Source organism: Microbacterium sp. LjRoot45 (genome assembly GCF_964253325.1).
Lineage (GTDB): Bacteria > Actinomycetota > Actinomycetes > Actinomycetales > Microbacteriaceae > Microbacterium.
In genome coordinates, this window is sequence record NZ_CAXUQM020000001.1 from 289,104 (window position 1) to 315,075 (window position 25,972).

Below are 25,972 nucleotides of genomic sequence, written 5' to 3' on the forward strand. Positions count from 1 at the left end.
CAAGGGTGGCACGGCGCCCTCGACGTTCGAATCGATTGTCAGGATTTCCCGCGAACGTCGGTAGACATGGCAGAAGGTATCGACGCGCGGAGGAGCACACGTGAGAGACCAGCGGAGGGCGGCGTTCGACGCGTTGTTCCACGCCCACTTTCTCGGCGTGCTGCGATTCCTCAGGCGTCGGCTCTCCTCGGCATCCGATGCGGAGGACCTCGCCGGAGACGTGTTCCGTATCGCCTGGGAGAAGCAGGACCCGCGTGAACCGCTCACGCGTGCGTGGCTGTTCAAGGTGGCTGCGGATCTGTTGACCGATCTCTATCGACGGCAGGGCCGCCGCGCCGACCTCGAGGTCGCCTTGGCGCGCCGGATCGAGGAGGCCTCACCCGCGCTGCCCGTGGAGGACCGGCTCGCGCTGATCGACGCGGTGCGAGCGCTTTCCCCGAGGGAGCAGGAGGCTCTCCGGCTCACCTATTGGGAAGGGCTGTCCGCCGCCGAGATCGGCGAAGTGCTGGGGTGCAGAACGTCGGCAGTGTGGGCGCTGATGTCGAGAGCGCGGTCGAAGCTGCTCCACGCCATGACCGAACCCGAGCTGACAGGAGGCGGTCGATGACCACGACAGACCGTACGGACCACGTCGCGGTGTTGTTGCACGCGGCTGACCCGTATCCCGCGGAACGCGACGAGCTCACCTCGACTCACCTCGCGCTCCGCAACCGGATCGTGGCGGAGAGTGAACGCACTCGTGTGCCGCGCGTGCGACGGTGGCGGCCGACGCTCCGCTGGGCGACGCCGCTCACAGCTCTGGCGGCCACGGCCGCGGTCGTGGCGGTCGCGTTCGCGGTCGGAGCAGCGGTGCTGGATGCCAGGAGGGCTCCCATCGCCAGCGACCCGACGCCAGAGGTCGCGAATCCGCTGTACTGGTCCGACTTCGAGGTCGCGCGGGATCGCGCCACCTCTGCGTTCGAGGTCCGAGTGCTCGGTGACAACGTGATCACCGCCGACGAGTACGAGGAGGCCGTCGCACTCTACGTCGAGTGCGTGCGCGGCGCCGGACTGGCCGTGACGGTGAGCGCGGACCGCGCCGGCATCCGGTCCTACGCGATCGGCGGATCGTGGGATACCGACCTCGTGAATCGGATCGCCGGCGACTGCAGCACCGGAACGATCAGCATCATCGAGGATCTTTACGCGCGGCTCGTCCAGAATCCCGACAAGGCGGACTGGGTCGATCTGGTCGCGCGCTGCTTGGTCGCCGTTGGTTTCGTCGAGGCGCCGTACTCGGGCACGCAGTATGCGGCCGACGACGCCGATCCCGACTTCGTTCGTCGCATGATGGATGACCCTGACGCGGCGCAGTGCGTCGCGACACCAGGCGGGTAGGTCACAACCCCGTCGCGTCCGCCCGACGGCATCCCGACAGATGAGGCGGTGCCCTCTCCGGTGTGAGATCGTATCGAGGTGCCGTCGAGCCGAACGCCTCTCCTCACGCCCGGCCGGGCCATCACGGCAGCCTTCGGTCTCGTCCTCGCCCTCGGGACGGTGCTGCTCAGTCTCCCCATCGCTGTACAGGGTCGTTCGGCGACCTTGATGGAGGCTCTGTTCACGGCGACGAGCGCACTGTGCGTCACGGGACACATCGTCGTCGACACGCCCGTCTTCTGGTCGCCGTTCGGGCAGGTCGTGATCCTCGCGCTGATCCAGATCGGCGGGTTCGGTGTGATGTCGCTCGCCACCCTCCTCGGGTTGCTCGTCGCGCGCCGACTGGGGCTGCGCACGCGACTGACGGCCGTGAGCGAGACGCACACGGTCGCTGTCGGCGACGTCCGCCGGGTGCTCCTCGGCGTCGCGATCATCACGATCACGACCGAGGCCATCGTCGCCTTCATCCTGTTTCTGCGGTTCTGGCTCGGGTACGCGGAGGAGCCGGGTCGCGCCGTGTGGCTCGGTGTCTTCCACGCCGTCTCCTCCTTCAACAACGCGGGCTTCGCGCTGTTCAGCGACAACCTGATGTCGTTCGTCACCGATGCGTGGGTCTGTCTGCCGATCTGCGCGGCGGTCATCCTCGGCGGACTCGGGTTCCCCGTGATCATGGAGCTCCGCAGGAGGATCGTCTTTCCGCGGCGCTGGACACTCAACACGCGGACCGTGGTGGTCGGCTCCGTCGTCCTCCTGGTCGGCGGCGCGATCACCCTGACGGTCTTGGAGTGGTCGAACCCGGGCACCCTGGGCCCCCTCGATCCCGCCGGCCGCATCCTTGCCGGGTTCACGATGTCCGTCATGCCGAGAACGGCGGGCTTCAACACGATCGATGTGTCCCAGATGTACGGCGAGAGCTGGTTCGTCACCGACATCCTCATGTTCATCGGCGGCGGACCCGCGGGCACGGCCGGCGGGTTGAAGATCACGACCTTCGCCGTGCTCTTCTTCATCATCGTGGCCGAGCTGCGAGGCGACGTCGCAGTCAACATGTTCGGGAAGCGCCTGCCCCGGTCCACCCATCGCGAAGCGCTGACGGTGGCGCTCCTCGCGGTCGCACTCGTGGTCGGGTCGACCCTCGCGATCATGTTGATGAGCCCGTTCGGCTTCGACCGCGTGCTGTTCGAAGTGATCTCGGCCTTCGCTACCGTGGGCCTGTCGACGGGTATCACCGCCGACCTTCCCGCGCTGGCACAGCTCGTTCTCATCGTCCTGATGTTCATCGGACGACTCGGCCCGGTCCTCCTCGGGTCTGCTCTCGCACTCACCACCCAGAAGCGCATGTACGAACTCCCGAAGGAGCGTCCGATCATTGGATAACTACAACACCTTCTTCTCCCGCCGCCGCGCCAAGGATGCCTCCGCCACGAGCGTCGCCGTGATCGGACTCGGTCGCTTCGGTGGAGCTCTCGCCACCGAACTCGCGCGCTCGGGCACGGAGGTGCTCGGCATCGACACCGATGAGGACATCGTCCAGTCGCTGAACGGTGTGCTGACGCACGTCGTGCGCGCCGACTCCACGAAACAGGTCGCGCTCGAGCAGCTCGGCGTCGCGCAGTTCGATCGCGTCGTCGTGGGCATCGGATCGGACATCCAGGCAAGCATCCTCACGACGTCGCTGCTCAAGCGGATGGGCGCGCGGTCGATCTGGGCGAAAGCCATCAGCGAGCAGCACGGTCTGATCCTCGAGCAGATCGGCATCGAGCACGTCATCTTCCCCGAGGCGGACATGGGCCGCCGGGTCGCCCACCTCGTGCGGGGCGCGATGCTGGACTACGTCGAGTTCGATCGCGACCTTGTTGTGGCGAAGACGGTGGCGCCGTCGGAGATCGTGGGCCAGACGCTCGAGCAGGCGGCGGTACGTCGCAAGCACGGCGTCACCATCGTCAAGGTGAGAGGCGCCGACGGCGAATGGCACGCGGCGGGGGCGTCGTCCGTCGTCTCAGCCGGCGATCTCCTGATCGTCATCGGCCCCGTGGATCGAACAGAGCGGTTCGCGGCGCTCAGCTAGCGGGTGCGGAGCCGCCTCCCAGGTGAACGCGGTACGCTGATGGGGATAGGCGAACTTCTCATTCGTCTCGCCCCGGCTGTGTGGTAACAGTCGGGGCTTTTTCTTTGCCGGGTGCGGCCGTTCGGACGTGCGCCTCGACGTGGGTCTTCCGCTACGCAGAACTCATTGCTTTTGCACGGAATGTGTGTGCAAGCACGAAGCGGACGCGGGGGCGATCGAGCACCCGGTCTGCGGCTGCTGCCTCGCCGACTGCCCCGATGTTCAACCCGAACGAAACGCAGACAACGACCGTTGGAGTACAGCGCACGACGAGAGCGGCAGGTCGCGGTCGTCGACGACGGTGCGCATAACGAGAGTCGTGTTGAGGCGTTGCACGCCAGGCAGGGCGCTGAGTTGGTCGTCGTAGATCCGTTGGAAGTCGTCGAGATCGGCCGCGACGACCCTCAGCAGGTAGTCCGGCTCTCCGAAGAGCCGTTGCGCGTCGACGACATTCGGGATCGCTGACACGGTGCTCTCGAACGCGCTGATCGCGTCTCTGGTCGCTTCGCGCATGGTGACGAAGACGAGCGTTTGGAAGCCGAGGCCCACCGCGTTCGGGTCGATGCTGGCACGGTATCCGGTGATCACGCCGTTGCGTTCGAGTTCGCGTACTCGGCGGTGGCAGGGCGACAACGTGAGCTGGACGCTTTCGGCGAGCTCGGTGAGGGTCTGACGGCCGTCACGCTGTAGCTCCGCAAGAATCTTCCGATCAATCGCATCCATGTAGATGATTATTTCACTGCGGCGGCACCTGCCACGAATGATTGGAAGCACCTTCGCCCTACGGATGCCTAGTCTTGCCGTGTGATGGAAATCGTAGAGGCCGCTGCGTGAACGGCGGGGCCATCCTCGCGTTCTGGGGTGTGTCCGTGCTGTTTGTGATCACACCGGGCGCGGACTGGGCGTACGCGATCACCGCGGGTCTGCATCGCCGGGTGCCCTCCGCGGTGGCAGGGATGCTGACTGGGCATCTGGTCGCGACGCTCATTGTCGCCGCGGGTGTCGGCGCCCTGGTGATGGGCATCCCTGGGGCGCTGACCGTGCTTACGGTCGCCGGCTCGCTCTACCTCACCTGGCTCGGCATCGGCACACTCCGACACCCCTCCGTCGTGCATGCCAGCACGGATGCGGCAGCCGGCCCGGCCTGGCGTTGGTGGCTGAAGGGTTTCGGCGTCAGTGGCCTCAATCCGAAGGTGTTTCTCCTCTTCCTCGCAGTGCTCCCACCGTTTACTGACCCCGATGCCCCCTGGCCGCTGGCTGTCCAGATCAGCGTGCTCGGCCTGGTCCATGTCGCCAGCTGCGCGATCGTCTACGTAGCGGTCGGCTACAGCGCCCACGCACTGTTGCGGTCGCGGCCCATCGCCGCACGGGCAGTCAGCCGAATCTCTGGAATCGCGATGATCGGTATCGGCGTGTTCCTGGTGGTCGAGCGGATGCTGCATCTCGCGTGAACTCGTACGATCCCACCATGCCTGCCTGTTTCCGCCGCCTCGACGCCAACAGATTCGCGGCGACCGACGCTGTGCAGGGTGCGTGGAACATCGACGAACAGCACATCGCTCCCGCGCTCGGGCTCCTGACCCATGTCCTCGAGCTCGGCCACCGCGACCGGCACGACCCCGCCCTCACCATGACGCGGATCTCTTTCGACATCCTCGGTACCCTGCCGATCGACACGATTGAAACGAGCACGCGCGTCGTCCGCGCGGGACGTACTATCGAGCTCGCCGAGGCCACCCTGTATCACGCGGACCGCGCTGCCGTGATCGCCCGAGCCTGGTTCGCCCAGGACCACGACACCACAGCAATCGCCGGAACCGACCTCGCCGTCCTTCCGGCCGCCGACACCATGCCCACCTGGTCGTCGTCGAACATCTGGCCCGGGCGATTCGTGACTACGGTCGACGTGCGTCGTAAGGAGTTCGTACCCGGTCGAGCGCAGTTCTGGATGCGGCCGCGCATACCTCTGATCGAGGGGGAGACGATCAGTCCAATCGCGCGGCTGCTCGGGGTTGTCGACATCGCCAACGGAATCACTCCACGCGTTGCACCTGCGGAGGCCTATTTTCCCAACCTCGACCTCGATGTTCACCTTTTTCGCGCACCTCAGAGCGCCTGGATCGGATTCGACACCACCGTCAGCTTTGGACCAGGTGGACACGGCCTCACTCACAGTCTGTTACACGACGATCGCGGTCCGATCGGCGCACTGCTTCAGGCTCTCACTGTGCGGCCGCGCTCGACCACGTAGGCCCAGACCGGCCCAAGGTCCATTCCTGAGGCGTCGCGTCGCGCCTCGCTCGCTCAATGGATGGGCGCTTCGCTTGCTCAGTGACCGGCCTGGATGGCCCAGGGGGGATCCGAAAACCACCTCTCACCGGGCAAAGGCAAAACCCCCGCCATGTAGAAGCTAGGCGAGGGTTTCTAGGACCGTTGTAACGACGGTCCGTGTGGCTCCGACGGGCGTCGATCCCGTGACCTCACGATTTTCAGTCGTGCGCTCTACCAACTGAGCTACAGAGCCGCATGGCATCCGAGGAGCCATGTCCTAGACGAAAGGCCCTCTGAAATCAAAGGGCCCGTCGCTTGGAGCGACCCTGACGGGACTTGAACCCGCGACCTCCGCCGTGACAGGGCGGCACGCTAACCAACTGCGCTACAGGGCCATGCTTATTCAATTGTGTGGTGCGGAGTGTGACCCCAACGGGATTCGAACCCGTGCTACCGCCGTGAAAGGGCGGCGTCCTAGGCCGCTAAACGATGGGGCCGAGCGAACCCGGAGGCTCACGCTTACCGACGCTCAAGCATACGCAATTCCCCACGGAATCGGAAATCGAGGGCGTGGCCTCTGGTGAACCGGCGTTCCGGGGGGTGATGATGGCGTGAGCGCGTGCGTCGCGCCCCCCAACGACGCATCCCATCATCGGCAGATGTGACCAGTGTTGTTATTGTGGCACTTGTTACTGATGTGACTGAGGAGTGAGACGTGCCTTCTGAGCTGTCCGCAGCACCCGACGACTGCGGCTGCGCGCCCACCGCGCAGGAGCTCAGCGCGCTCGGTCGCACCGTCGAGCACGGCCGCATCCTCACTCGCCGCACCGCGCTCGGGCTCGGTGTCGCCGGTATCGCCGCCGCGGGCTTCCTCTCGAGCGCCCCCGCCTTCGCCGCCTCCTACCCGTCGTGGGACGACGTCGAGAAGGCCAAGGCCAACCAGTCCGCGAAGGCGCGCGAGGTCACCCGCATCGAAGGCCTCATCTCCTCGCTCCAGAACGACGTCGCCGCGAAGCAGGCCGAAGCCGAGCGCCTCGGCGCCGAGTACATCGCCGCGCAGGAGGCCTTCGAAGAGGCCGCGGACCGCGCCAACTCCCTGCAGGAACAGGCGGATGCCGAACGGGCCCGCGCCGCCGAAGCCGCCGACAAGCTGGGGCGCCTGGCATCCCAGCAGTACCGCATGGGCGGCGACGACACGTCGCTCGAACTGTTCTTCTCGGGCTCGGCCGCCAGCGCCGACGACCTCCTCGCACGCCTCGGCACGATGGACAAGCTCCTCGAAGCCAACCGCGCCATCTACGCGGATGCCGTCAGCGCCCGCGACAATGCGCAGAACCTGTCGAACCAGGCCGACGTCGCCCGCACGGAGCGCGACCGCCTCCAGCAGGCCGCCGAAGCCAAGATGATCCAGGCCCAGGATGCCGCGACCGCCGCCCAGGCCGCCCTCGACGCCCAGGCCGAACACCTCGACGTGCTCGAGGCGCAGCTGGCCGCCCTCAAGGACACGACCTCCAAGACCGTGTCGGGCTACCGCGACGGCGTCATCGCGCGCCGCAAGGCCCGTGAGGCCAGGCTCCGCCGCGAACGCGAGGAGGCCGAGCGCCGCGCCCGCGAAGAAGCGGAAGCAGCGGCGAACAACGGCGGCGGTTCCGGTGGCGGCGGCGGGAGCGCCGGCGAAGTGCAGCCGTCGGGCTGGGTGCGCCCCGGCTACGGCTACATCAGTGCGTGGTTCGGCAACCGCGGCACCATCTGCTCCAACGGCTACTGCACATCGGGTCACCGTGGCATCGACTTCGCGGGCGGCTGCAGCTCGCCGATCTTCGCCGCGGCATCCGGTCGCGTCATCTTCGCCGGATACAGCGGCGCCTGGGGCAACTACATCAAGGTCGACCACGGCGGCGGCATCGTCACCGGCTACGCCCACATCAAGCCGGGCGGCTACAACGTGAGCTGGGGCGACTCGGTGCGCGCGGGGCAGACCATCGCGTACGTCGGCAACACGGGCGTCTCCACCGGATGCCACCTCCACTTCGAGGTCTACAGCGGCGGCGTCCGCATCAACCCGGCGCCGTTCCTGCGCGCCCGCGGCGTCTCCGTCTGACCCCGCCCGCGGCGACCTCGCCCGCGGAAGCCCCGCCCGCGGAAACGACGACGGGCCGGATGCCGTGGCATCCGACCCGTCAGTGACCTCTCGGTCAGAGCGTGTTGGGCGCTTCGCCCTCACCCTGCGTCTTCGTCTGGCCCTCGTGCTCCTCGAAACGCTCGAACGCCTCGGTCACGAGCCGCTCCGCCTCGGCGGCGTTGGCCCACTCGTCGACCTTGACCCACTTGCCGGGCTCGAGGTCCTTGTAGTGCTCGAAGAAGTGGTTGATCTCGTTCTTGGTCCACTCGTCGACGTCGGTGACGTCCTGGATGTGCGCCCAGCGCGGGTCTTTCGCGAGCACCGCGACGACCTTGTCGTCGCCTCCGGCCTCGTCGGTCATCTTGAGCACGCCGACGGGGCGCACCTTCGCGAGGATGCCGGGGGCGAGGTCGTGGTCGAGCAGCACGAGCACGTCGAGCGGGTCGCCGTCTTCGCCGAGCGTGTTCTCGAAGAAGCCGTAGTTGGCGGGGTAGCCCATGGGCGTGAACAGGATGCGGTCGAGGAAGACGCGGCCCGTGCCGTGGTCTACCTCGTACTTGATCTTGCTGTTACGCGGGATCTCGATGACGGCGTCGTACGCGCCCATGCTGGTGCTCCTTCGGAAGTGCTGTGGATGCCGCGTCAAGCCTAGCCGGGAGGCCGCCGTCCTGAGTTGTGGGGGACCAGACCGGATACCGTGGCGGTATGGACGAGCGTCGACCGGGCCTGGACCCCGCCGTGGCCGATGTGCGCCGCGCCGTGCGCGCAGCCCTCGCCGACGTGGACGGCCCCGTCGTGGTGGGTCTCTCCGGCGGTGCCGACTCGCTCGCGCTCGCGGCAGCGGTCGCGTTCGAGGCGCCGAAGGCGGGCGTCGCAGCGTCGGCGGTCGTCATCGACCACGGACTCCAGGAGGGGTCCGACGTCGTCGCCGCGCGCGCCGCCCGCGTCGCGGAGGAGCTCGGCCTCCCCGCTCGCACCGTGCGCGTGGAGGTGGGTCGCGAGGGCGGGCTCGAGGCGGCTGCCCGCGACGCGCGTCGGGCGGCGCTGCGCGCGGCGGCTCGGGATGCCGGAGCGTCCGCGATCCTGTTGGCACACACGCTCGACGATCAGGCGGAGACCGTGCTGATCGGACTCGCGCGGGGCTCGGGCGCGACGAGCCTCGGCGGCATGTCGCCCGATCGCGAGGACGACGGCATCCGCTGGGTGCGTCCGCTGCTGGGAGTGCGGCGGACGACGACGCGCGCCGCGTGCGTGGCTCAAGACCTGCCGCCGTGGGACGACCCGCACAACCTCGACCGTCGCTTCCTGCGCGTGCGGGTGCGCCAGGACGTGCTGCCCCTCCTGGAGACCTCGATCGGCCCGGGCGTGGCGGAGGCTCTCGCCCGCACCGCCGATCAGCTGCGGGAGGATGCCGACGCCTTCGCCGAGATGATCGACGAGACCATCGAAGACATCGTCGAGCATGCCGAGGCGGGCATCGCGGTGTCGGTTCCCGCGCTCGCTGCCAATCCGCCGGCGCTGCGCCACCGCATCATCCGCCACGTCGTCGCGAGCGAGTTCGGGGTGTCGCTCACCCGCGCGCAGACGCTCGAGGTCGCCCGGTTGGTGACGCACTGGAGGGGTCAGGGACCCGTGGACCTGCCCGGATGCCGTGCCCTCCGCAACGGTCAGTTGATCGAATTCTCCGCATCCGCGTCATAAACGGCCCGCTCGCGCGTCTTCTTCCCGACGGGTGCCTGCGCCCGTCGCACCTTGGGGGAGGTACGGGACATGGGTTTCTTCGCACGCGTTCGGCACGGGGCCGGCATCATCGTGGCGATCATCGTGGGGGCGGCCCTGGCCGCGGGGGTCGCGGTTGCCGCTGCGGCGGCGCCACCGTACGCGACGGAGGCGGCGATCACCTCGCTCACGTTCGTCGACGACCTCGTCGAGAGCGGGCGCTCCACCCAGCTGTCCGGCGAGTGGGCGCTCCCCGACGACCCCGCGACGCCGGCCGGCTTCACGGTCGACCTGCCGGAAGGTTTGCAGGGCCTCAGCGACGCGTTCGACCTGCTCGATCCCGACGGTGAGCCGATGGGCAGCTGCGTGGTCACCGCCACGCAGATCGTCTGCGACATCGACGCCGACTACATCGCCGCGCATCCGCGCTCGCTGCGGGGCACGTTCGATTTCTGGGCGACGGTGACGACAACGGTCACGCAGGACACGACGACCACCTACGACTTCGGTGATGTCGAGGACACCGTCACCGTGACGCCCCCCGACGGCACCTGCCCCCCGGACTGCACCTTCACCGGCCGACCGAACAACAAGCACGGCGTCTACGACCGCGAGAACGACACGATCCAGTGGACGATCGCGATCAAGGCCCCGGCCGCCGGCATGACCGCCGGACAGGACGTCACGGTGGTCGAGCGCCTCGGCGCGGGACAGGAGTGGGTGCGGGGCGCCGGCGGTCTCCCGGCGATCCGGGTGCTCGGGGCCGTCGATCGCAACCCCGACGGGTCGCCGACGGGGTGGCGCAACGTCGACGCGCGCGTCGGCACCACGCTCACCGAGACGGCGGCCGACGTGACGGTGGCCTTCACGGCCGAGGAGGGGTGGTTCTACGCCGTCGTCGCCGACTCGCGCGTCGTCGACCGCACGCTCGCGACGTACTCGAACGACGCCGACATCACGATCGCCTCGGAGGCGGCGACGTCGGTGACGGCGACCGTGCGACGCCAGGGCGGCTCCGGCACCGGCAGCGGCACCCCGACGCCGACCCCGACGGCCACCCCGACGCCGACCCCGACGGCCACCCCGACCCCCACGCCGACGCCGACGATTACGGCCACTCCGACGCCGACCGCCACGCCCACGCCCACGCCGACGAAGGGTGTGGACTCCGAGTTCACCCAGTCGCCGACGCCGACCGTTCCCACGGGCGAGCTGGCGGTCACCGGCGGCGAGCCGCCGTTCGGGCTGCTGTGGGCCGGCGCCGTCGCGATCGCGATCGGACTGGGCCTCGTGGCACGGCAGCGGCGGGTCGCCCGGGACTGAGGCTGCCCGCGGATTGCCTACACTCGAATCATGCGCGCGGCCGACATCGCAGACCAGCTGACCACCGTCCTCGTCACCGAGGAGGAGATCCAGGCGAAGCTCGAGGAACTCGCGGCGCGGGTCGTCGCCGACTACGAGGGCAAGGAGCTGCTGCTGGTCGGCGTGCTCAAGGGTGCTGTCATGGTCATGGCCGATCTCGCCCGGGCCCTTCCTCGCGCGATCGCGATGGACTGGATGGCCGTGTCCTCCTACGGGGCCGGCACGAAGTCCAGCGGCGTCGTCCAGATCCGCAAAGACCTCGACACCGATCTCACCGGCAAGCACGTGCTGATCGTCGAGGACATCATCGACTCGGGTCTGACGCTCAGCTGGCTGCTCGAGAACTTCGCCTCCCGCGGTGCCGCCTCCATCGAGGTGCTCGCGCTCCTGCGCAAGCCGGCCGCCGCGAAGGTCGAGATCGACTGCCGCTACGTCGGCTTCGACATCCCGAACGACTTCGTCGTCGGGTACGGCCTCGACTACGCGGAGGGCTACCGCAACCTCCGCGACGTCGCCGTGCTCGCTCCCCACGTCTACAGCTGACGGGCCGCGGATGCCGTCAGCCTGACGGCATCCGTCTCGGGGTACGCCGTGGGCGAATGCACAGTCCCCGCATAGTCGCTGCGTTGTAGCCTGAGCGGACCATGGATTTCAAGAAGCTGACCCGCAACCCGTTCATGTACGTGTTGCTCATCGGTGTGCTCCTGCTCATCGGAATGTCGCTCATCTCCGGCCTCACGGGGGCCAAGCGCATCACGACGCAGGAGGGGCTGCAGCTGCTCGGCGGCGACACGGTCAGCAAGGTCGTCATGACCGACGGCGACCAGCGCGTCGACCTGACGCTGTCGAAGGCCTTCAAGGACTCGACGAACGTGCAGTTCTACTACACGACGGCGCGCGCCGACGAGGTCGTCACGGCCATCGACTCCGCATCGCCGAAGGACGGCTTCGACGACGTCGTCCCGCAGCCGAGCTTCTGGGGCGGCATCCTGTCCCTCGTGATCCCGCTCCTGCTGCTGGGTCTCCTCTTCTGGTTCCTGCTGTCCAGCGCCCAGGGCGGCGGCAGCAAGGTGATGCAGTTCGGCAAGTCCCGCGCGAAGCTCGTGACGAAGGAGACCCCCACGGTCACCTTCGGCGACGTCGCCGGTGCCGAAGAGGCCATCGAGGAGATGCAGGAGATCAAGGACTTCCTGAAAGACCCCGCGAAGTTCCAGGCCGTCGGCGCCCGCATCCCGAAGGGCGTGCTCCTCTACGGCCCTCCCGGCACCGGAAAGACCCTCCTCGCACGGGCGGTCGCCGGCGAAGCGGGAGTGCCGTTCTACTCCATCTCGGGTTCGGACTTCGTGGAGATGTTCGTGGGCGTCGGCGCGAGCCGCGTGCGCGACCTCTTCAACCAGGCCAAGGAGAACGCTCCGGCCATCATCTTCATCGACGAGATCGACGCCGTCGGTCGCCACCGCGGCGCCGGCATGGGCGGCGGTCACGACGAGCGCGAGCAGACGCTCAACCAGATGCTCGTGGAGATGGACGGCTTCGACCCCAAGGTGTCGGTGCTCGTCATCGCGGCCACCAACCGTCCCGACATCCTCGACCCCGCGCTGCTGCGCCCCGGCCGCTTCGACCGGCAGATCGGCGTCGACGCGCCCGACCTGAAGGGCCGTCAGAAGATCCTCGAGGTGCACGGTCGCGGCAAGCCGCTGTCGCCCTCGGTCGACCTCTCGGTCATCGCGCGGAAGACGCCCGGCTTCACCGGTGCCGACCTCGCCAATGTCCTCAACGAGGCCGCGCTGCTCACGGCGCGCTCCAACGCGCAGCTGATTGACATGCGGGCACTCGACGAGGCCATCGATCGCGTGATCGCCGGTCCGCAGCGACGCACGCGCGTCATGCGGGACAAGGAGAAGCTCATCACGGCCTACCACGAGGGCGGTCACGCGCTCGTGGCGGCGGCGATGAACCACTCCGACCCGGTCACCAAGATCACGATCCTCCCGCGCGGCAAGGCCCTCGGCTACACGATGGTCATGCCCCTGGAAGACAAGTACTCCGTCACCCGCAACGAGCTGCAGGATCAGCTCGCGTGGGCCATGGGCGGTCGTGTCGCGGAGGAGGTCGTCTTCCACGACCCCACCACCGGTGCGAGCAACGACATCGAGAAGGCGACCAACATCGCCCGGAAGATGGTCACGGAGTACGGCATGACGACCGAGGTCGGACCCGTCAAGCTCGGGCAGTCCTCGGGCGAGGTCTTCATGGGCCGCGACATGGGCCACGGCCGCGACTTCAGCGAGCGGATCGCCGAGCGCGTCGACCAGCAGGTGCGCGACCTCATCGAGCAGGCCCACAACGAGGCCTACGAGGTGCTCAACGCGAACCGCGACATCCTCGACCGGCTGGCCACGGCGCTCCTCGAGAAGGAGACGCTCGACCACCTCGAGATCGCCGAGATCTTCACCGACATCCGCAAGCTCCCGCCGCGCCCGCAGTGGCTGTCGAGCACGGAGCGCCCCGTGTCGACGCTTCCCCCCGTCGAGGTGCCGCGCACCCAGGACGAGGCGGGCCTCGCCGCACAGGTGGCCGCCGAGGGCGAGACGGTCGCGCAGAAGGCCCCCGCGCGTCGTGCGAGCGGGCAGGCGCGTCCCGCGACCGCATAGGCTCGGGTCGTGGCCGTCGACCGTGACCGCGTCGCCGCTCTGGTGCGCGACCTCCTCGAGGCGATCGGTGAAGACCCCGATCGTCCCGGCCTGCGGGCTACGCCGCACCGCGTCGCCGATGCGTACGCCGAGTTCTTCTCGGGCGTGGGAGAGGATGCCGCGGCGCCGCTCGCGCACACGATCTCCGTGACGCGGGGCCCAGCCCCCGACACGCTGCCGTCGGGCGCCGTCATGCTGCGCGACATCCGGTTCCGCTCCGTGTGCGAGCACCACCTCCTGCCGTTCGCGGGCCACGCCCACATCGCGTATCTGCCGGGCGAGCAGGTCGTGGGTCTCGGGGCGCTCCCGCGCGTCGTCGACGTGCTCGCGGCGCGGCCGCAGGTGCAGGAGCGCCTCGGCGAGCAGATCGCCGATGTCATCGCCGGCTCCCTGGACACCCGCGGGGTGCTCGTCGTGCTCGACGCCACCCACGAATGCGTCACGATGCGCGGCGGCCGTCAGCCCGACGCGTCGACCGTCACGGTGGCGGCCCGCGGGGAGCTCTCCGAGCCGGCGGCGCGTGCCGAGATCATGCTGCTCCTCACGGGACGGGCGACATGAGGATGCCGCGATGACCCTCCTCATGGGCATCGTCAACGTGACGCCCGACTCGTTCAGCGACGGTGGCCGGTACGTCGGCGTGGACGACGCGATCGCCCACGGTCGCGCCCTCGCCGCCGCCGGAGCCGACATCCTCGACATCGGGGGCGAGTCGACCCGCCCGGGCGCCGAGCGCGTGCCGCCCGAGGTGGAGCTGGCCCGCGTCCTCCCGGTGATCGAGGCGCTCGCCGCCGACGGCACGATGATCAGCATCGACACCATGAACGCCGCCACCGCGGCGGCCGCGATCGACGCCGGCGCGCTCATCGTGAACGACGTCTCGGGGGGACAGTCCGACCCCGAGATCATCGAGGTGGTCGCCGACTCCGAGGTGCACTTCGCGATCGGACACTGGCGCGGCCCCTCCGACCGGATGTACGCCCGCGCGCACTACGACGACGTCGTGGACGAGGTGATCGCCGAGCTCGAGGAGCGTCGCCACGAGGCGCTCGCCGCCGGCATCCCTCCGGCCCGTCTCATCCTCGATCCGGGGTTCGGGTTCGGTAAGCGCGGCGACCAGAACTGGGAGCTGCTGTGCGGGCTCGAGCGTGTGGTCGCGATGGAGTCGCGCGTGCTCGTCGGGACGAGCCGCAAGGGCTTCCTCGCCGCCACGCTCGAGGAGCACGGTGAGCCCACGCAGGAGCGCCGAGACCTCGCGACGGCGGTCACGAGCGTGCGCGCCGCGGTCGCCGGGGTGTGGGCGGTGCGCGTGCACGACGTCGCCGCGACTCGCGACGCCCTCGCGGTCTGGGAGCGCGCGACGACGGGGGAGGGCCGATCATGACCGATGAGATCTCGATCTCCGGCATCCGTGCTGTGGGATATCACGGCGTCTACGACCACGAACGTCGCGACGGGCAGGAGTTCGTCGCCGACGTCGTGCTGAGCCTGTCGCTCGACGCTGCCTCGCGCAGCGACGACGTGGCGGACACCGTGCACTACGGCGAACTCGCCGAGCAGGTCGCGGCGATCCTTTCCGGCGAACCCGTCAACCTGCTGGAGACGCTCGCGCGGCGGATCGCCGACGCGGCGCTGACGTTCGCGCTCGTGGATGCCGTGACCGTCACCGTGCACAAGCCCCAGGCACCGATCCCGGTGCCGTTCACCGATGTCGCGGTGACGGTGCGACGCCGACGAGAGGATGCCGGATGAGCCGCCGACTCGCCCAGGGTCTCGATGACGAGGCTCCCCGCGCGGCGCGACCGGCCGTGCCGGCGGTCGTCGCCCTCGGCGCGAACCTCGGCGACCGCGCCGAGACGATCGCCGCGGCGCTGGATGACCTCGCACGGCTGCCGCTGACGTCGGTGACGGCTGCCGCCGCGCCCATCGAGTCGATCGCGCTCACGCCGTCGGGTCCCGATGCCGCCGCCCCCGGGTACCTCAACACGGTCGCCCTGCTGTCGACGCGCCTCGCACCGAGCGTGCTGCTGGCCTACCTGCACGCCGTCGAGGAGCGCCACGGTCGCCCCCGCCGCACCGCCGACCAGCCTCGTTGGCAGGATCGAACGCTCGATCTCGATCTGATCGCGTACGGCGAAGTGCGTTCCGACGACCCCGCGCTCACCCTTCCGCATCCGCGCGCGGCCGAGCGCGACTTCGTGCTGCGTCCCTGGGCCAGTCTCGATCCCGACGCCGAGCTGCCCGGCCGCGGACGCGTCGCCGACCTGCTGCGCGCCCTCGACGAGGAGGACGCCTCATGAAGCGTACGGGAGCCGCGCCGCTCATCGTCTCGGCCGTGATCGGGCTCGTCATCGGCTACCTCATCGATCAGGCGCTCACCGCCGCCGGGCAGCCGACGTTCACGCCCTCGCTCATGCTGCCGGTGCTCCTGGTGCTCCTCGCCGCCGTGACGGTGGCGCTGGCCGTGCCGATCCGGCGCGCGACGACCGGTGCCAGCGGACAACGCGTCGACCCGTTCCACGCCGTGCGCATCGCGATGCTCGCGCGCGCGTCGAGCATCGTGGGGGCCGTCGTCGTCGGCGTCGGGGCAGGGTTGCTGGTCTTCCTCCTCACCCGCCCGGTGGCTCCCTCGTTAGGCTCGACGGGTACCGTGGTCGCCGCGGCGGTCGCGGGGCTGGTCCTCGTGATCGCGGGGCTGGTCGCCGAGTACCTGTGCACCATTCGGAAGGACGACGATGACGAACAGCCCGGACCAGCCGATCCCGGCTTCGGACTCTCCCACCACGACTGAGCCGCTCTCCTCGGCTTCCGGCGGCGCTGCGCCCGCGGACGGGGCCCTGGATGCCGGGACGTTCTCCGCGATCGTCGAGCCCCGCAGTGTGCACCGCCTGCCGCTGGGCGACGGCCGGTGGCATCAGGTCTCCCGGAAGTACATCGCCGTCCAAGTCATCTCGCATGTCGCCTTCCTGGCGTTGATCGTCGCGGCCGCGGCCGTGCTGGGCCTCGTGCTCGAGCAGGGGTGGGTGTGGATTCCCGCCGGCATCGTCGCCGTGATCACGGTCGTGACGCTCATCGTGCTGCCCCGTCAGGCCCGGTCGATCGGATACCAGCTCCGCGCCGACGATCTCGTCTTCCGCCGCGGCATCCTGTGGCAGCGCATGGTGGCCGTGCCGTACGGGCGCATGCAGCTCGTCGACATCACGCACGGGCCGCTCGACCGCGGCTTCGGCATCGCGCAGCTCAAGCTCGTGACGGCCGCGGCCGCCACGGGCGTCACGATTCCGGGGCTGGCGCAGACGGCGGCGGAGCAGTTGCGCGACACGCTCATCGATGTCGCCGAGACCCGCCGGACCGGGCTGTGACGGTGCCCGGCCCGCCCGTCGCCCCGTCGGGGGCCGTCGCGGAGGTGCGGTCCCCGCTGAGCGACGGCGAGTGGCATCGACTGCACCCGCTGACCCCGCTCATGAAGGGCGGCCTGTTCCTCGTCGTCGTGATCGGCATCGTCGTCACTAACCTCCGTGACCGGCTGATCGCGATCTTCCTCCCGGGGATGTCGGAGGAGTACGAGTACGCGGGCGACCCGATCGACTACATCGTCGCGAACGACCTGATCATCATCGCGGCGCTCGTGGTGCTCGGTGTGCTCGTCGTGCTGCTGGGGCTGTTCTGGTTGTCGTGGCGCTTCCATACCTTCCGCATCACCGGCGACGACGTCGAGGTGCGCAGCGGCGTGCTCTTCCGGACACATCGGCGTGCGCCGCTCGACAGGGTGCAGGGCGTGAACCTCACGCGTCCGATGATCGCCCGCATCCTCGGCATGGCGAAGCTCGAGGTCGTCGGCGCCGGCCTCGACGCGAACGTCAAGCTGGAGTACCTGTCCACGGCGAACGCCGAGGCGGTGCGCGGCGACATCCTGCGGCTGGCATCGGGGCGCCAACTCGCCGAGCGCGGCGCCGCGGCGGGCGATGCGTCGGTGCGGGGACGCGCGGCGGCTGCCGTCAGCGCCGGCATCACGGGGCTCATCGAGGGTGCCGAGGGGCCGGCGGAGCAACCGGCATCCGTCGTACACATCCCGCCCGGCCGGCTGATCGGCGCCCACATCATGTCGGGGTCGACGATCTGGCTGATCGTGCTGGTCGCCGGTGTCGTGGTGGGGTCGATCGTCGGCACACCGTGGCTGCTCTTCTCCATCGTTCCGGCGCTCATCGGTTTCGGCGCGTACTGGTTCCGGCAGATCACCAGGTCGCTCCGTTACTCGATCGCGCCCACTCCGGCGGGCGTGCGGATCACCTTTGGGCTCTTCACGACCGTCACCGAGACGCTGCCGCCCGGTCGCATCCACGCGGTCGAGATCGCTCAGCCGCTGCTGTGGCGGCGCCTCGGCTGGTACCGCATCCGCGTGAACAGGCTCTCGGGACGGTCGGCGTCGGACACGTCGTCACAGCAGTTCAGCGACGTGCTGCCGGTGGGCACGCGAGACGACGTGGAACGCGTACTGAGGTTGATCCTCCCGGGTCTTCCCGACGAGTCGTGGCCGCTCATGCTGGAGCGCGGCGTGCGCGGACCGATAGACGGCGACCCGTACACGAACACGCCTCGACGTGCGCGCTGGCTGCGCCCGCTCTCGTGGCGGCGCAACGGCTTCCTCCTCCTCCCCGACGCCCTGCTGCTGCGCAGCGGCGCGCTCCGTCGGGCACTGGTCGTGCTGCCGCTCGCGCGGCTCCAGTCCCTACGACTGGCGCAGGGCCCGATCGATCGGGCGATGGACGTCGCCAACATCACCGGTCACACCGTGCTCGGCCAGGTCTCGGGGAGCCTCGGCATCCTCGACCGTGCCGCTGCCGTCGCCCTGTGGACGGATGCCGCGGCCGCCGTCGTCTCCGCGCTCTCGCGCGATCGCTCCCACCGCTGGGGAGCCGACGAAGGAGTGGACCCCGCCGTCGAGCCCGATTCCGCTGGTTCGCGCGACCCTTCGACCGTGGCGACGGACGGGCGGGTCGACGCCGACCGAACGGTGCCGGGCGCATGACCCGCAGCGGACGCCTGGGCGTCGGCATCATCGGCGCGGGACGCGTCGGCCCGGTCATCGGTGCCGCACTGGCCGGAGCGGGCCATGCCGTGACCGGGATCACGGCGGGCTCCGACCCCGATCGCGTCGACGCCGTCTTGCCGGGGGTGCCCGTGCTCGCGGCCGACGAGGTCGTCCGTCGCAGCGAGCTCGTCGTCATCGCCGTGCCGCACGCAGAGCTTCCCGCGCTCGTAGCCGGACTGTCCGAGATCGGGGCGTGGCAGGTCGGCCAGCTCGTCCTCCACACCGACCCGGCGTACGGCATCGACGTGCTCTCACCCGCCGCCGCGCGCGGGGCCATCCCGCTCGCCGTGCACCCTGCAGTCGCCTTCACCGGCACCTCGATCGATCTCCGTCAGCTGCGCGAGTCGTACGCCGCCGTCACAGCACCCGCCGCCGTGCTCCCGATCGCTCAGGCGCTGGCCGTCGAGCTCGGCTGCGAGCCGATCGTCGTGTCGGAGGAGGCCCGCGCGGCCTACGGCGAGGCCGTCGCAACGGCGACCGAGTTCTCCGCGGCGCTGCTGCGCCAGTCGTCGGAGCTGCTGGTCGCGGCCGGTGTCGACGAGCCGGGCCGCTTCCTGTCCGCCCTCGTCCACTCCACGGTCGACCGCGCACTGCAGGGGCTCGAGACGGCGTGAGGGCGAAGGCGGCCGCCGGCGCCCGTGAGAGAATCGAGGGTCGACTTCTGAGGAGCCTGAAATGACCGACGCGCCCGCATCCGCCGAGGCCATCCCCGACGACGACGTCTTCGAGCAGAAGGCCGTCCGGCTGGCCAAGCGCGAGCGGCTGATCGCCGAGCGAAAGGATGCCGCGGGCGGCGCCTACCCCGTCGCCGTCGCCGTCACCGACACCATTCCCGCGCTCCGCGAGCGCTACGCCGACCTCGAGGCGGGCGCTGAGACCGGAGTCGTGGCATCCGTCGCCGGTCGTGTCGTGTTCAGTCGCAACACCGGCAAGCTCTGCTTCGCCTCGCTGCAGTCGGGTGACGGCAGCCGTATCCAGGCCATGGTGTCGCTCGCGGAGGTGGGCGAGGAGTCGCTGCAGGCGTGGAAGGAACTCGTCGACCTCGGCGACCACGTCTCGGTCACCGGTCAGGTGATCTCCAGCCGCCGCGGCGAGCTGTCGATCATGGTCACCGAGTGGGCCGTCGCGGCCAAGGCGCTGCTGCCGCTGCCGAATCTTTACACCGAGCTCAGCGAGGAGAGCCGGGTGCGTTCGCGCTTCCTCGACCTCATCGTGCGCGACCTCGCACGCGAGACCGTCGTGGCACGCGCGACCGTTAACGCGAGCCTGCGCCAGACCTTCGCGTCGCACGGCTACATCGAGGTGGAGACGCCGATGCTGCAGGTGCAGCACGGCGGCGCGGCCGCGCGGCCCTTCGTCACGCGGTCCAACGCGTTCGACGCCGACCTGTTCCTGCGCATCGCCCCGGAGCTTTTCCTCAAGCGGGCCGTGGTCGGTGGCATCGACCGCGTGTTCGAGATCAACCGCAACTTCCGCAATGAGGGCGCTGACTCCACCCACAGCCCCGAGTTCGCGATGCTCGAGGCGTACGAGGCCTACAGCGATTACAACGGCATCGCCGACCTCACACAGGAGCTCGTGCAGAACGCCGCGATCGCCGTGGCCGGTTCGACCACCGTCACGTGGGCCGACGGCACCGAGTTCGACCTCGGCGGTCAGTGGGATCGCATCTCCATGTACGACTCGCTCTCGGCAGCCGCCGGACGCGACATCACCCCCGCTACGCCTCTCGCCGAGCTCCAGGCGCTCGCCGCCGAGGTGGGGGTCGAGGTTCCCGAGAAGATCGCCACGCACGGCAAGCTCGTCGAGGAGCTGTGGGAGCACTTCGTGAAGGGCGGCCTCGAGCGCCCCACGTTCGTCATGGACTTCCCCCTTGACACCAGTCCGCTCGTGCGCGAGCACCGCTCGATCGCCGGAGTGGTGGAGAAGTGGGACCTCTACGTTCGGGGCTTCGAGCTGGCCACCGGCTACTCCGAGCTCGTCGACCCCGTCATCCAGCGCGAGCGCTTCGTGGAGCAGGCCAAGCTGGCGGCACGCGGCGACGACGAGGCGATGCGCGTGGACGAGGAGTTCTTGCGCGCGCTCGAACACGGGATGCCGCCGACGGGCGGGATGGGCATGGGCATCGACCGCCTCATGATGGCGATCACGGGCCTCGGCATCCGCGAGACGATCCTCTTCCCCCTCGTCAAGTAGCCCGACTGGCGGCTCGCCACCGTCAGCGGTCGTCGTCACGGGTGAAAGCCCACTCCGGCAGGTGCGCAGCGGCGACGAACGAGCGCACGATGTCAGCGAGGCCGTGATCCGGGTCGCTGGCGAGAGCGGCCTCGGCGTACGCACCCGCGTGCGTCGAGCGCCCGAGCGCCCACGACAGCCACGCGCACACGGCGAGCGCCCCGGCGCGTCGACGGGTGGCGGTGAGTGCGGCCACGTGACGCGTGAGCGTCAGTGCGCGCTCGATGCGATCGAGCTGCGGCCTCACGCCCTCTCCCCACATGACAGCCGCGAGGTCGGCCGGGTACTCCTCGCCGTCCTCCCACCGCCGTTGAGCCGTCATCGCCGCCTCCCCGCCCGCAGCGTCGCTGGCCCACTGCACGAGCGCGACGTCGCGGAGGGCGGGCCGCGAGAGACACCACCCCAGCAGCGCGGCCCGCATCGGCGGAAGGGCCTCAGCGTCGTCGTCGAGCGACTTCTCGAACAGTGCGGGCAGATCGTCCAGCTCGCACGCGGCCTCGAGGGCGGCCGGGTCGATGCGCGCGGCACGGTCGGGCTCGGGGGGAAGGCCGCACACGATCGACAGCGCGGCGCTGAGCGACCGATGGGCCGCGCCGACCTGACGGCGTTCGGCCGACGTGCGCCGGGGCAGGGTGCTGCCGGACCGCTGATCGCCCGCCGGCTCGGGTGTCCCGGGCGTCGGAGCGGTCACGAGCTCCGACAGCGGACGCACCCGCGGAGGCTGTGCTCGCGGCGCTCCCCACCCGTCGGCGGCGACCACGAGCGCGTCGACGAGGTGGAGGCCACTGGCATCCGCGGTGCGAGCGAGTCCGTCGACCAGCCCCGCGTGCGGGAGGCCGTCGGCGGTGCCGCGGTCGGAGTAGACGACCACGACGAGCGCATCGGCGACCTCGACCCGGCACACCATGCCGACGACCGTCGCGGCGAAGCCGTCGTCGACGAGCGCGTCGTCGCTCGGGAGATCGAGTCGCATCGCCCCGAGGCTGCGACCGCGGGCCATCGGCACGACGACGACGCTGCGCGTGGGCGTGTAGCCGAGCATGCGGGGGACGAGGGCGAGGAACTGTGCCGCGTCGGCGGCCTTCACGATGGTGGTCATGTCCCGAGGGTCCCCCGTGCGGACGCGCGGAAGGCCCCCTTCCACAGCCGCGATCGCGGACGCCGGAGACGGGCGGCTTGTGGAGAAGCCGACGGTACGATGGATGCCATGGACACCGACTACTGGGCAGCCGTCGTCTGGTCGCTCGCGCCCACCGTGGTCGTGCTCGGGCTGTTCATCTTCGTGCTGCGCTCCATCCTCCGCATGGACCGCAACGAGCGCCGGATGTACACCCGCATCGAGGCGGAGGAGCGCGCCAAGCGCGGTCTCCCGCCGGTCGCCGACGATCGTCCCGCCCGCTGACGGAGGCGCCCGATACGCTGGGCGCATCCGTATCGCAGGAGCGCGCCGTTGCTGAGCATCACTTTCGACTGGAACTGGACCTGGTGGGTCTTCGTCGTGCTCGCCTTCGACATCACCGTGCGCGTCCTGGCGATCATCGTGATCCCCCGCAACCGGCGCCCGACGGCCGCGATGGCCTGGCTGCTCGCGATCTACTTCATTCCGATCATCGGCATCCTGCTCTTCCTCCTGATCGGCAACCCGCGTCTGCCCCGCGTGCGGCGCAAGAAGCAGCGGCAGATCAACGACTACATCCGTGAGACGAGCAAGGGGCTCGACTTCGGCACGCTCCGGCCCAACGCGCCCGAGTGGTTCCGCTCTCTCGTCACCCTCAACCGCAACCTCGGCGCCCTGCCGATCGCGGGCGACAACGGGGCGACCCTCATCGCCGGGTACCAGGAGAGCCTCGACGCGATGGCCGCCGCGATCGGCGAAGCCGAGCACTACGTGCACGTCGAGTTCTACATCCTGCAGGCCGACGCCGCGACCGACGGCTTCTTCCGGGCGATGGAGGAGGCGGCCGGCCGGGGCGTCGTCGTGCGCGTGCTCATGGACCACTGGGCCAACCGCAGCAAGCCCTTCTACAAGGAGACGCTCCGCCGTCTCGACGCGATGGGCGCGCACTGGCGGCTCATGCTTCCCGTCCAGCCGCTGCGTGGCAAGTACCAGCGGCCTGATCTCCGCAACCACCGCAAGCTCCTCGTCGTCGACGGCGCCGTGGCGTTCATGGGCTCCCAGAACGTCACCGACTCGACGTACAACCTGCGCAAGAACATCAAGCGCGGACTGCACTGGGTCGACATGATGGCGCGCATCGACGGGCCGGTCGTGGCATCCGTCAACGCGGTGTTCCTGAGTGACTGGTACAGCGAGACCGACGAGATCGTCGAGGGGATCGAACTGTTCGACGTGCGCCGCGGCACCGGCGACCTCGACTGCCAGGTCATCCCGTCCGGTCCCGGGTTCGAGTTCCAGAACAACCTCAAGCTGTTCATGGGGCTGCTGTTCGCGGCGCAGCGGAAGATCATCATCGTCAGCCCCTACTTCGTGCCCGACGAAGGTCTGCTGCTGGCCATCCAGACGGCGTGCCAGCGTGGCATCCACGTCGAGCTGTTCGTCTCCGAAGAGGGCGATCAGGCGATGGTCTACCACGCGCAGCGCAGCTATTACGAGGCGCTCCTGCGGGCCGGGGTGAAGATCTGGATGTACAAGCGCCCGTACATCCTGCACTCGAAGTCGATGTCGATCGACGACGAGGTGGCCGTCGTCGGCTCCAGCAACATGGACATGCGTTCGTTCGGTCTGAACCTCGAGATGTCCCTCCTCGTGCGCGGCGAGGAGTTCGTGCAACAGTTGCGCGCCGTCGAGGACCAGTACCGCGACGACTCCCGGGAGCTCACGCTCGAGGAGTGGCGACAGCAGCCGCTCCGGTCCACGGTGCTCGACAACCTGGCGCGGCTGACGTCCGCGCTCCAGTGAGACGGATCCCGGCGTCTCGACACTCGAAGAGTGGATGCCACGGCATCCGGCCACCGAAAGGACTCTGATGCGTCGTCGATCCGTAGCCGCCTTCACGGCTCTCGCGCTCGCCGCCCTCGCTCTGACGGCGTGCTCCACCAACGACGGGCCGGACGCGCCGGGCGGAAGCGCTGACGACGGGCTCGAGGTGGGGGCGGCTTGGCTCGCCGGCGGCACGCTCATCGCGCTCGTGACCGACGGGAGCTCGAGTTGCCGCCCCTTCGTCGACGGCGCCGTCGTGGACGACGGGGTGCTCGTCGTGACGCTGAAGGAGTCGACCGGCGAAGAGGGGGTCTGCACCGACGATCTCGTGCAGCGCGGCACGATCGTCGGCGTGCCCGACGGGATCACGCCGGGCACGGGCATCGACATCCAGGTGACGCTCGATGGGGCCGCGGGCGAGACGAGCTTCGGCGAGACCTCGCTGCCGGACTACACGGGTCGAGCCGTCGATGAGTACACTCCCTCGGCGGGATGGGTCGACGCCGAAACGTTCGCCCTGCTGACGTGGGGCTCGTCGTCGTGCGCGCCGCAGGTCGAGTCGGCGACGGCGAAGACGCCCGACTCGATCGAGGTGGCCTTCGCGCAGGCGCCGGCCGACCAGGTGTGCACCATGGACATGGCGCCGCAGGTCGCGGTGGTCACCATCGAGGGAGATGTGAGCCCCGACGCGACGATCAGCGTCGCCGGCGGCGGCGCGCTCCCCGGTGGCAGCATCCCGATCGACTGACCCTCGCGGCGGGGCTCGCCCGCGGCGGTTGGGTTCGCCCGCGGCATCCTGCGGGTCGGGCGGCGCGCCACCAGTTCGCCCGCGGCATCCTGCAGGTCGTGCAGCGGCGCACCCACGGTTCGGCGCGGGCGAACAGTGCCGCAACCGCGATTCGACGCCGGCGAATGGCGCCGCCCACGCTCGCCCACGGTTCGGCGTGGGCGAGGGTTCCTCCCCAGGCGAGGTAGCGCGGGGTGAGAACACCGATTGCCGCGGACGGCGGAGCGCCAGGCCTTGCGCGGCCGACGATGGGCTCATGCGCCGACAACCCCTCCCCGCCCATCTCCCGACGTCGTTCTCGGTGGCATCCGCCCGGGCGGCAGGGGTCACGTCCTCCCGCTTGCGCTCCGCCGACCTTCGCGCACCCTTCCACGGCGTGCGGGTGCGTGCCGACGCGCGCGCCGCATCGAGCGCCGAGGACGCGCTCGTGGACGCCGCACATGCCTACGCCCAGCGGATGCCGGTGGGTCACTTCTTCAGCCACGTCGCCGCCGCGGTCCTCTGGGGTCTCCCGCTGCCGCTCGAGGTCGTCGCCGGGCGCGCACTCGACGTGTGCGTGCACGCGCCACGACGGGCACCGGCCGGGCGTGGTGTGGTCGGGCACGCCGTGGTTCCCGCGCTCGCCCATGTCGTTCGGCACCCGGTGCACGGCATCGCGCTGTCGACACCGGCATCCACCTGGGCGATGCTCGCGGTCGTCCTGCAAGACGATCGCGATCTGGTGGCCGTGGCGGATGCCGTCATCCGCACGCCGATGCATCGAAGCGACCCGGCGCCGCTCGCGACCCGTGCCCAGTTGGGGGCGGCCGTCGCCGCCGGGCGGCGAGTGGGTGCCGCGCGCCTGCGGAGGGTGCTGCCTCGGGCCATTCCGCGATCGCGGTCGCGCTCGGAGACGTGGCTGCGGCTCATCCTCGTCGACGCGGGGCTTGCGGGGCCCGAGGCCAACGTCGATGTGGTCGAGGCCGGCGTGTGGCTCGGCCAGGTCGATCTCGCCTACCCCGCGCTGCGCGTCGCCCTCGAGTACGAGGGAGAGCACCACCTCACCGACCCGCGGCAGTGGGCCGCCGACATCGCCCGCTACGACCGGCTCGCCGAAGCGGGGTGGAGAGTCATCCGAGTCACCAAGGCGGAGGTCTTCGGGCGAAGCGACGACCTGGTCGAGCGCGTGCGTCGCGCTCTCGGGCAGGCCGCCCGATGACGGGGTCGTTCGCCCGCGGCATCCTGCGG

At 69.7% G+C, this 25,972-nt stretch carries 27 protein-coding genes and 3 tRNA genes; 24 read left to right on the plus strand and 6 right to left on the minus strand.

The window, feature by feature from the left end; genetic code table 11:
• The first annotated feature begins 100 nt into the window (after nt 1-100).
• The 4 genes from ACSQ18_RS01235 (at nt 101) to ACSQ18_RS01250 (ending at nt 3,484) form a co-directional block, all read left to right on the plus strand.
• Nucleotides 101-607 (plus strand): RNA polymerase sigma factor, encoded by a 507-nt coding sequence (locus tag ACSQ18_RS01235; protein ID WP_436035252.1) that lies wholly within the window; start codon nt 101-103, stop codon nt 605-607.
• Nucleotides 604-1,377, plus strand: coding sequence for a hypothetical protein (locus ACSQ18_RS01240; protein WP_436035253.1), 774 nt, complete (start codon nt 604-606; stop codon nt 1,375-1,377). Before ACSQ18_RS01235 ends, ACSQ18_RS01240 begins: the two co-directional genes overlap by 4 nt.
• Before the next feature lie 78 nt (nt 1,378-1,455).
• Nucleotides 1,456-2,793 (plus strand): TrkH family potassium uptake protein, encoded by a 1,338-nt coding sequence (locus ACSQ18_RS01245; RefSeq protein ID WP_436035254.1) that lies wholly within the window; start codon nt 1,456-1,458, stop codon nt 2,791-2,793.
• Nucleotides 2,786-3,484, plus strand: a complete 699-nt coding sequence (locus tag ACSQ18_RS01250; protein ID WP_436035255.1) for a potassium channel family protein — start codon at nt 2,786-2,788, stop codon at nt 3,482-3,484. Before ACSQ18_RS01245 ends, ACSQ18_RS01250 begins: the two co-directional genes overlap by 8 nt.
• 261 nt (nt 3,485-3,745) lie before the next feature.
• Here the strand turns inward: ACSQ18_RS01250 and ACSQ18_RS01255 are convergent, their stop codons facing one another.
• Nucleotides 3,746-4,246, minus strand: coding sequence for an Lrp/AsnC family transcriptional regulator (locus ACSQ18_RS01255; RefSeq protein WP_436035256.1), 501 nt, complete (start codon nt 4,244-4,246; stop codon nt 3,746-3,748).
• Nucleotides 4,247-4,353: 107 nt separating this feature from the next.
• Between ACSQ18_RS01255 and ACSQ18_RS01260 the strand changes: the two genes are divergently transcribed.
• Together ACSQ18_RS01260 and ACSQ18_RS01265 are read left to right on the plus strand one after the other, a co-directional pair.
• Nucleotides 4,354-4,974 (plus strand): LysE family translocator, encoded by a 621-nt coding sequence (locus ACSQ18_RS01260; RefSeq protein WP_436035257.1) that lies wholly within the window; start codon nt 4,354-4,356, stop codon nt 4,972-4,974.
• Between the two features lie 17 nt (nt 4,975-4,991).
• Nucleotides 4,992-5,774: a thioesterase family protein gene (locus tag ACSQ18_RS01265; protein ID WP_436035258.1), complete on the plus strand. Its 783-nt coding sequence runs from the start codon at nt 4,992-4,994 to the stop codon at nt 5,772-5,774.
• A 200-nt stretch (nt 5,775-5,974) separates the two neighbouring features.
• Here ACSQ18_RS01265 and ACSQ18_RS01270 read toward each other — a convergent pair.
• The 3 genes from ACSQ18_RS01270 to ACSQ18_RS01280 all read right to left on the minus strand — a co-directional run bounded on the left by ACSQ18_RS01270 (nt 5,975) and on the right by ACSQ18_RS01280 (nt 6,291).
• Nucleotides 5,975-6,047, minus strand: a tRNA-Phe gene (locus ACSQ18_RS01270).
• Between the two features lie 68 nt (nt 6,048-6,115).
• Nucleotides 6,116-6,189: transfer RNA gene (locus ACSQ18_RS01275), tRNA-Asp, on the minus strand.
• 29 nt (nt 6,190-6,218) lie between these two features.
• Nucleotides 6,219-6,291 (minus strand) — tRNA-Glu (locus tag ACSQ18_RS01280).
• 218 nt (nt 6,292-6,509) lie between these two features.
• Between ACSQ18_RS01280 and ACSQ18_RS01285 the strand changes: the two genes are divergently transcribed.
• Nucleotides 6,510-7,895, plus strand: a complete 1,386-nt coding sequence (locus ACSQ18_RS01285) for a M23 family metallopeptidase (protein WP_436035259.1) — start codon at nt 6,510-6,512, stop codon at nt 7,893-7,895.
• Between the two features lie 94 nt (nt 7,896-7,989).
• Here the strand turns inward: ACSQ18_RS01285 and ppa are convergent, their stop codons facing one another.
• Complete coding sequence (gene ppa, locus ACSQ18_RS01290; RefSeq protein WP_144806956.1) at nt 7,990-8,523, minus strand: inorganic diphosphatase; 534 nt, start codon at nt 8,521-8,523, stop codon at nt 7,990-7,992.
• Nucleotides 8,524-8,621: 98 nt separating this feature from the next.
• Here ppa and tilS point away from each other — a divergent pair, with 98 nt between their 5' ends.
• The 13 genes from tilS (at nt 8,622) to lysS (ending at nt 20,978) form a co-directional block, all read left to right on the plus strand.
• On the plus strand, nt 8,622-9,617 hold the full coding sequence (tilS, locus tag ACSQ18_RS01295) for a tRNA lysidine(34) synthetase TilS (RefSeq protein WP_436035260.1): 996 nt from the start codon (nt 8,622-8,624) through the stop codon (nt 9,615-9,617).
• A gap of 69 nt (nt 9,618-9,686) precedes the next feature.
• Nucleotides 9,687-10,958, plus strand: a complete 1,272-nt coding sequence (locus tag ACSQ18_RS01300) for a hypothetical protein (protein ID WP_436035261.1) — start codon at nt 9,687-9,689, stop codon at nt 10,956-10,958.
• Between the two features lie 30 nt (nt 10,959-10,988).
• The gene (gene hpt, locus ACSQ18_RS01305; RefSeq protein WP_436035262.1) at nt 10,989-11,540 is read left to right on the plus strand and encodes a hypoxanthine phosphoribosyltransferase; all 552 of its coding nucleotides are present in this window, start codon (nt 10,989-10,991) and stop codon (nt 11,538-11,540) included.
• 101 nt (nt 11,541-11,641) lie between these two features.
• Nucleotides 11,642-13,651, plus strand: coding sequence for an ATP-dependent zinc metalloprotease FtsH (gene ftsH / locus ACSQ18_RS01310; protein WP_436035263.1), 2,010 nt, complete (start codon nt 11,642-11,644; stop codon nt 13,649-13,651).
• Between the two features lie 9 nt (nt 13,652-13,660).
• Nucleotides 13,661-14,251 (plus strand): GTP cyclohydrolase I, encoded by a 591-nt coding sequence (folE, locus tag ACSQ18_RS01315; protein WP_144806960.1) that lies wholly within the window; start codon nt 13,661-13,663, stop codon nt 14,249-14,251.
• Between the two features lie 10 nt (nt 14,252-14,261).
• Nucleotides 14,262-15,074: a dihydropteroate synthase gene (gene folP / locus ACSQ18_RS01320; protein WP_436035265.1), complete on the plus strand. Its 813-nt coding sequence runs from the start codon at nt 14,262-14,264 to the stop codon at nt 15,072-15,074.
• On the plus strand, nt 15,071-15,442 hold the full coding sequence (gene folB, locus ACSQ18_RS01325) for a dihydroneopterin aldolase (RefSeq protein ID WP_436035266.1): 372 nt from the start codon (nt 15,071-15,073) through the stop codon (nt 15,440-15,442). The genes folP and folB overlap by 4 nt, the downstream gene beginning before the upstream one ends.
• Nucleotides 15,439-15,990, plus strand: a complete 552-nt coding sequence (folK, locus tag ACSQ18_RS01330; protein WP_436035267.1) for a 2-amino-4-hydroxy-6-hydroxymethyldihydropteridine diphosphokinase — start codon at nt 15,439-15,441, stop codon at nt 15,988-15,990. Before folB ends, folK begins: the two co-directional genes overlap by 4 nt.
• Entirely contained in the window at nt 15,987-16,481 is a 495-nt protein-coding gene (locus ACSQ18_RS01335) for a DUF3180 family protein (protein WP_436035268.1), read from the plus strand. The genes folK and ACSQ18_RS01335 overlap by 4 nt, the downstream gene beginning before the upstream one ends.
• Nucleotides 16,426-17,052, plus strand: coding sequence for a PH domain-containing protein (locus ACSQ18_RS01340; RefSeq protein WP_436035269.1), 627 nt, complete (start codon nt 16,426-16,428; stop codon nt 17,050-17,052). The genes ACSQ18_RS01335 and ACSQ18_RS01340 overlap by 56 nt, the downstream gene beginning before the upstream one ends.
• Before the next feature lie 2 nt (nt 17,053-17,054).
• On the plus strand, nt 17,055-18,719 hold the full coding sequence (locus ACSQ18_RS01345) for a PH domain-containing protein (protein ID WP_436035270.1): 1,665 nt from the start codon (nt 17,055-17,057) through the stop codon (nt 18,717-18,719).
• Nucleotides 18,716-19,396 (plus strand): DUF2520 domain-containing protein, encoded by a 681-nt coding sequence (locus ACSQ18_RS01350; protein ID WP_436035271.1) that lies wholly within the window; start codon nt 18,716-18,718, stop codon nt 19,394-19,396. The genes ACSQ18_RS01345 and ACSQ18_RS01350 overlap by 4 nt, the downstream gene beginning before the upstream one ends.
• A 61-nt stretch (nt 19,397-19,457) precedes the next feature.
• Entirely contained in the window at nt 19,458-20,978 is a 1,521-nt protein-coding gene (gene lysS, locus ACSQ18_RS01355) for a lysine--tRNA ligase (protein WP_436035272.1), read from the plus strand.
• A gap of 22 nt (nt 20,979-21,000) precedes the next feature.
• Here lysS and ACSQ18_RS01360 read toward each other — a convergent pair whose 3' ends face one another.
• Nucleotides 21,001-22,116 (minus strand): DUF4192 family protein, encoded by a 1,116-nt coding sequence (locus ACSQ18_RS01360; protein WP_436035273.1) that lies wholly within the window; start codon nt 22,114-22,116, stop codon nt 21,001-21,003.
• Nucleotides 22,117-22,224: 108 nt separating this feature from the next.
• Here ACSQ18_RS01360 and ACSQ18_RS01365 point away from each other — a divergent pair, with 108 nt between their 5' ends.
• From ACSQ18_RS01365 to ACSQ18_RS01380, 4 genes are all read left to right on the plus strand, one after another.
• Nucleotides 22,225-22,419 (plus strand): hypothetical protein, encoded by a 195-nt coding sequence (locus ACSQ18_RS01365; RefSeq protein ID WP_144806969.1) that lies wholly within the window; start codon nt 22,225-22,227, stop codon nt 22,417-22,419.
• Between the two features lie 48 nt (nt 22,420-22,467).
• Nucleotides 22,468-23,937, plus strand: coding sequence for a cardiolipin synthase (gene cls / locus ACSQ18_RS01370; RefSeq protein WP_436035274.1), 1,470 nt, complete (start codon nt 22,468-22,470; stop codon nt 23,935-23,937).
• Nucleotides 23,938-24,004: 67 nt separating this feature from the next.
• Entirely contained in the window at nt 24,005-24,706 is a 702-nt protein-coding gene (locus ACSQ18_RS01375) for a hypothetical protein (protein WP_436035275.1), read from the plus strand.
• 295 nt (nt 24,707-25,001) lie between these two features.
• Nucleotides 25,002-25,943 carry an endonuclease domain-containing protein gene (locus ACSQ18_RS01380; protein WP_436035276.1) on the plus strand — a complete coding sequence of 314 codons (942 nt, stop codon included), beginning with the start codon at nt 25,002-25,004 and terminating at the stop codon, nt 25,941-25,943.
• Nucleotides 25,944-25,972 lie beyond the last annotated feature (29 nt).

Bases quoted from the DNA above. Each gene is read 5' to 3' on its own strand.
- ACSQ18_RS01240 (WP_436035253.1), top strand. From the start codon at position 604: ATGACCACGACAGACCGTACGGACCACGTCGCGGTGTTGTTGCACGCG.
- ACSQ18_RS01255 (WP_436035256.1), bottom strand. From the start codon at position 4,246: ATGGATGCGATTGATCGGAAGATTCTTGCGGAGCTACAGCGTGACGGC.
- ACSQ18_RS01265 (WP_436035258.1), top strand. From the start codon at position 4,992: ATGCCTGCCTGTTTCCGCCGCCTCGACGCCAACAGATTCGCGGCGACC.
- ppa (WP_144806956.1), bottom strand. From the start codon at position 8,523: ATGGGCGCGTACGACGCCGTCATCGAGATCCCGCGTAACAGCAAGATC.
- tilS (WP_436035260.1), top strand. From the start codon at position 8,622: ATGGACGAGCGTCGACCGGGCCTGGACCCCGCCGTGGCCGATGTGCGC.
- ACSQ18_RS01300 (WP_436035261.1), top strand. From the start codon at position 9,687: ATGGGTTTCTTCGCACGCGTTCGGCACGGGGCCGGCATCATCGTGGCG.
- hpt (WP_436035262.1), top strand. From the start codon at position 10,989: ATGCGCGCGGCCGACATCGCAGACCAGCTGACCACCGTCCTCGTCACC.
- ftsH (WP_436035263.1), top strand. From the start codon at position 11,642: ATGGATTTCAAGAAGCTGACCCGCAACCCGTTCATGTACGTGTTGCTC.
- folP (WP_436035265.1), top strand. From the start codon at position 14,262: ATGACCCTCCTCATGGGCATCGTCAACGTGACGCCCGACTCGTTCAGC.
- folB (WP_436035266.1), top strand. From the start codon at position 15,071: ATGACCGATGAGATCTCGATCTCCGGCATCCGTGCTGTGGGATATCAC.
- folK (WP_436035267.1), top strand. From the start codon at position 15,439: ATGAGCCGCCGACTCGCCCAGGGTCTCGATGACGAGGCTCCCCGCGCG.
- ACSQ18_RS01335 (WP_436035268.1), top strand. From the start codon at position 15,987: ATGAAGCGTACGGGAGCCGCGCCGCTCATCGTCTCGGCCGTGATCGGG.
- ACSQ18_RS01340 (WP_436035269.1), top strand. From the start codon at position 16,426: ATGACGAACAGCCCGGACCAGCCGATCCCGGCTTCGGACTCTCCCACC.
- ACSQ18_RS01350 (WP_436035271.1), top strand. From the start codon at position 18,716: ATGACCCGCAGCGGACGCCTGGGCGTCGGCATCATCGGCGCGGGACGC.
- lysS (WP_436035272.1), top strand. From the start codon at position 19,458: ATGACCGACGCGCCCGCATCCGCCGAGGCCATCCCCGACGACGACGTC.
- ACSQ18_RS01360 (WP_436035273.1), bottom strand. From the start codon at position 22,116: ATGACCACCATCGTGAAGGCCGCCGACGCGGCACAGTTCCTCGCCCTC.
- ACSQ18_RS01365 (WP_144806969.1), top strand. From the start codon at position 22,225: ATGGACACCGACTACTGGGCAGCCGTCGTCTGGTCGCTCGCGCCCACC.
- ACSQ18_RS01375 (WP_436035275.1), top strand. From the start codon at position 24,005: ATGCGTCGTCGATCCGTAGCCGCCTTCACGGCTCTCGCGCTCGCCGCC.
- ACSQ18_RS01380 (WP_436035276.1), top strand. From the start codon at position 25,002: ATGCGCCGACAACCCCTCCCCGCCCATCTCCCGACGTCGTTCTCGGTG.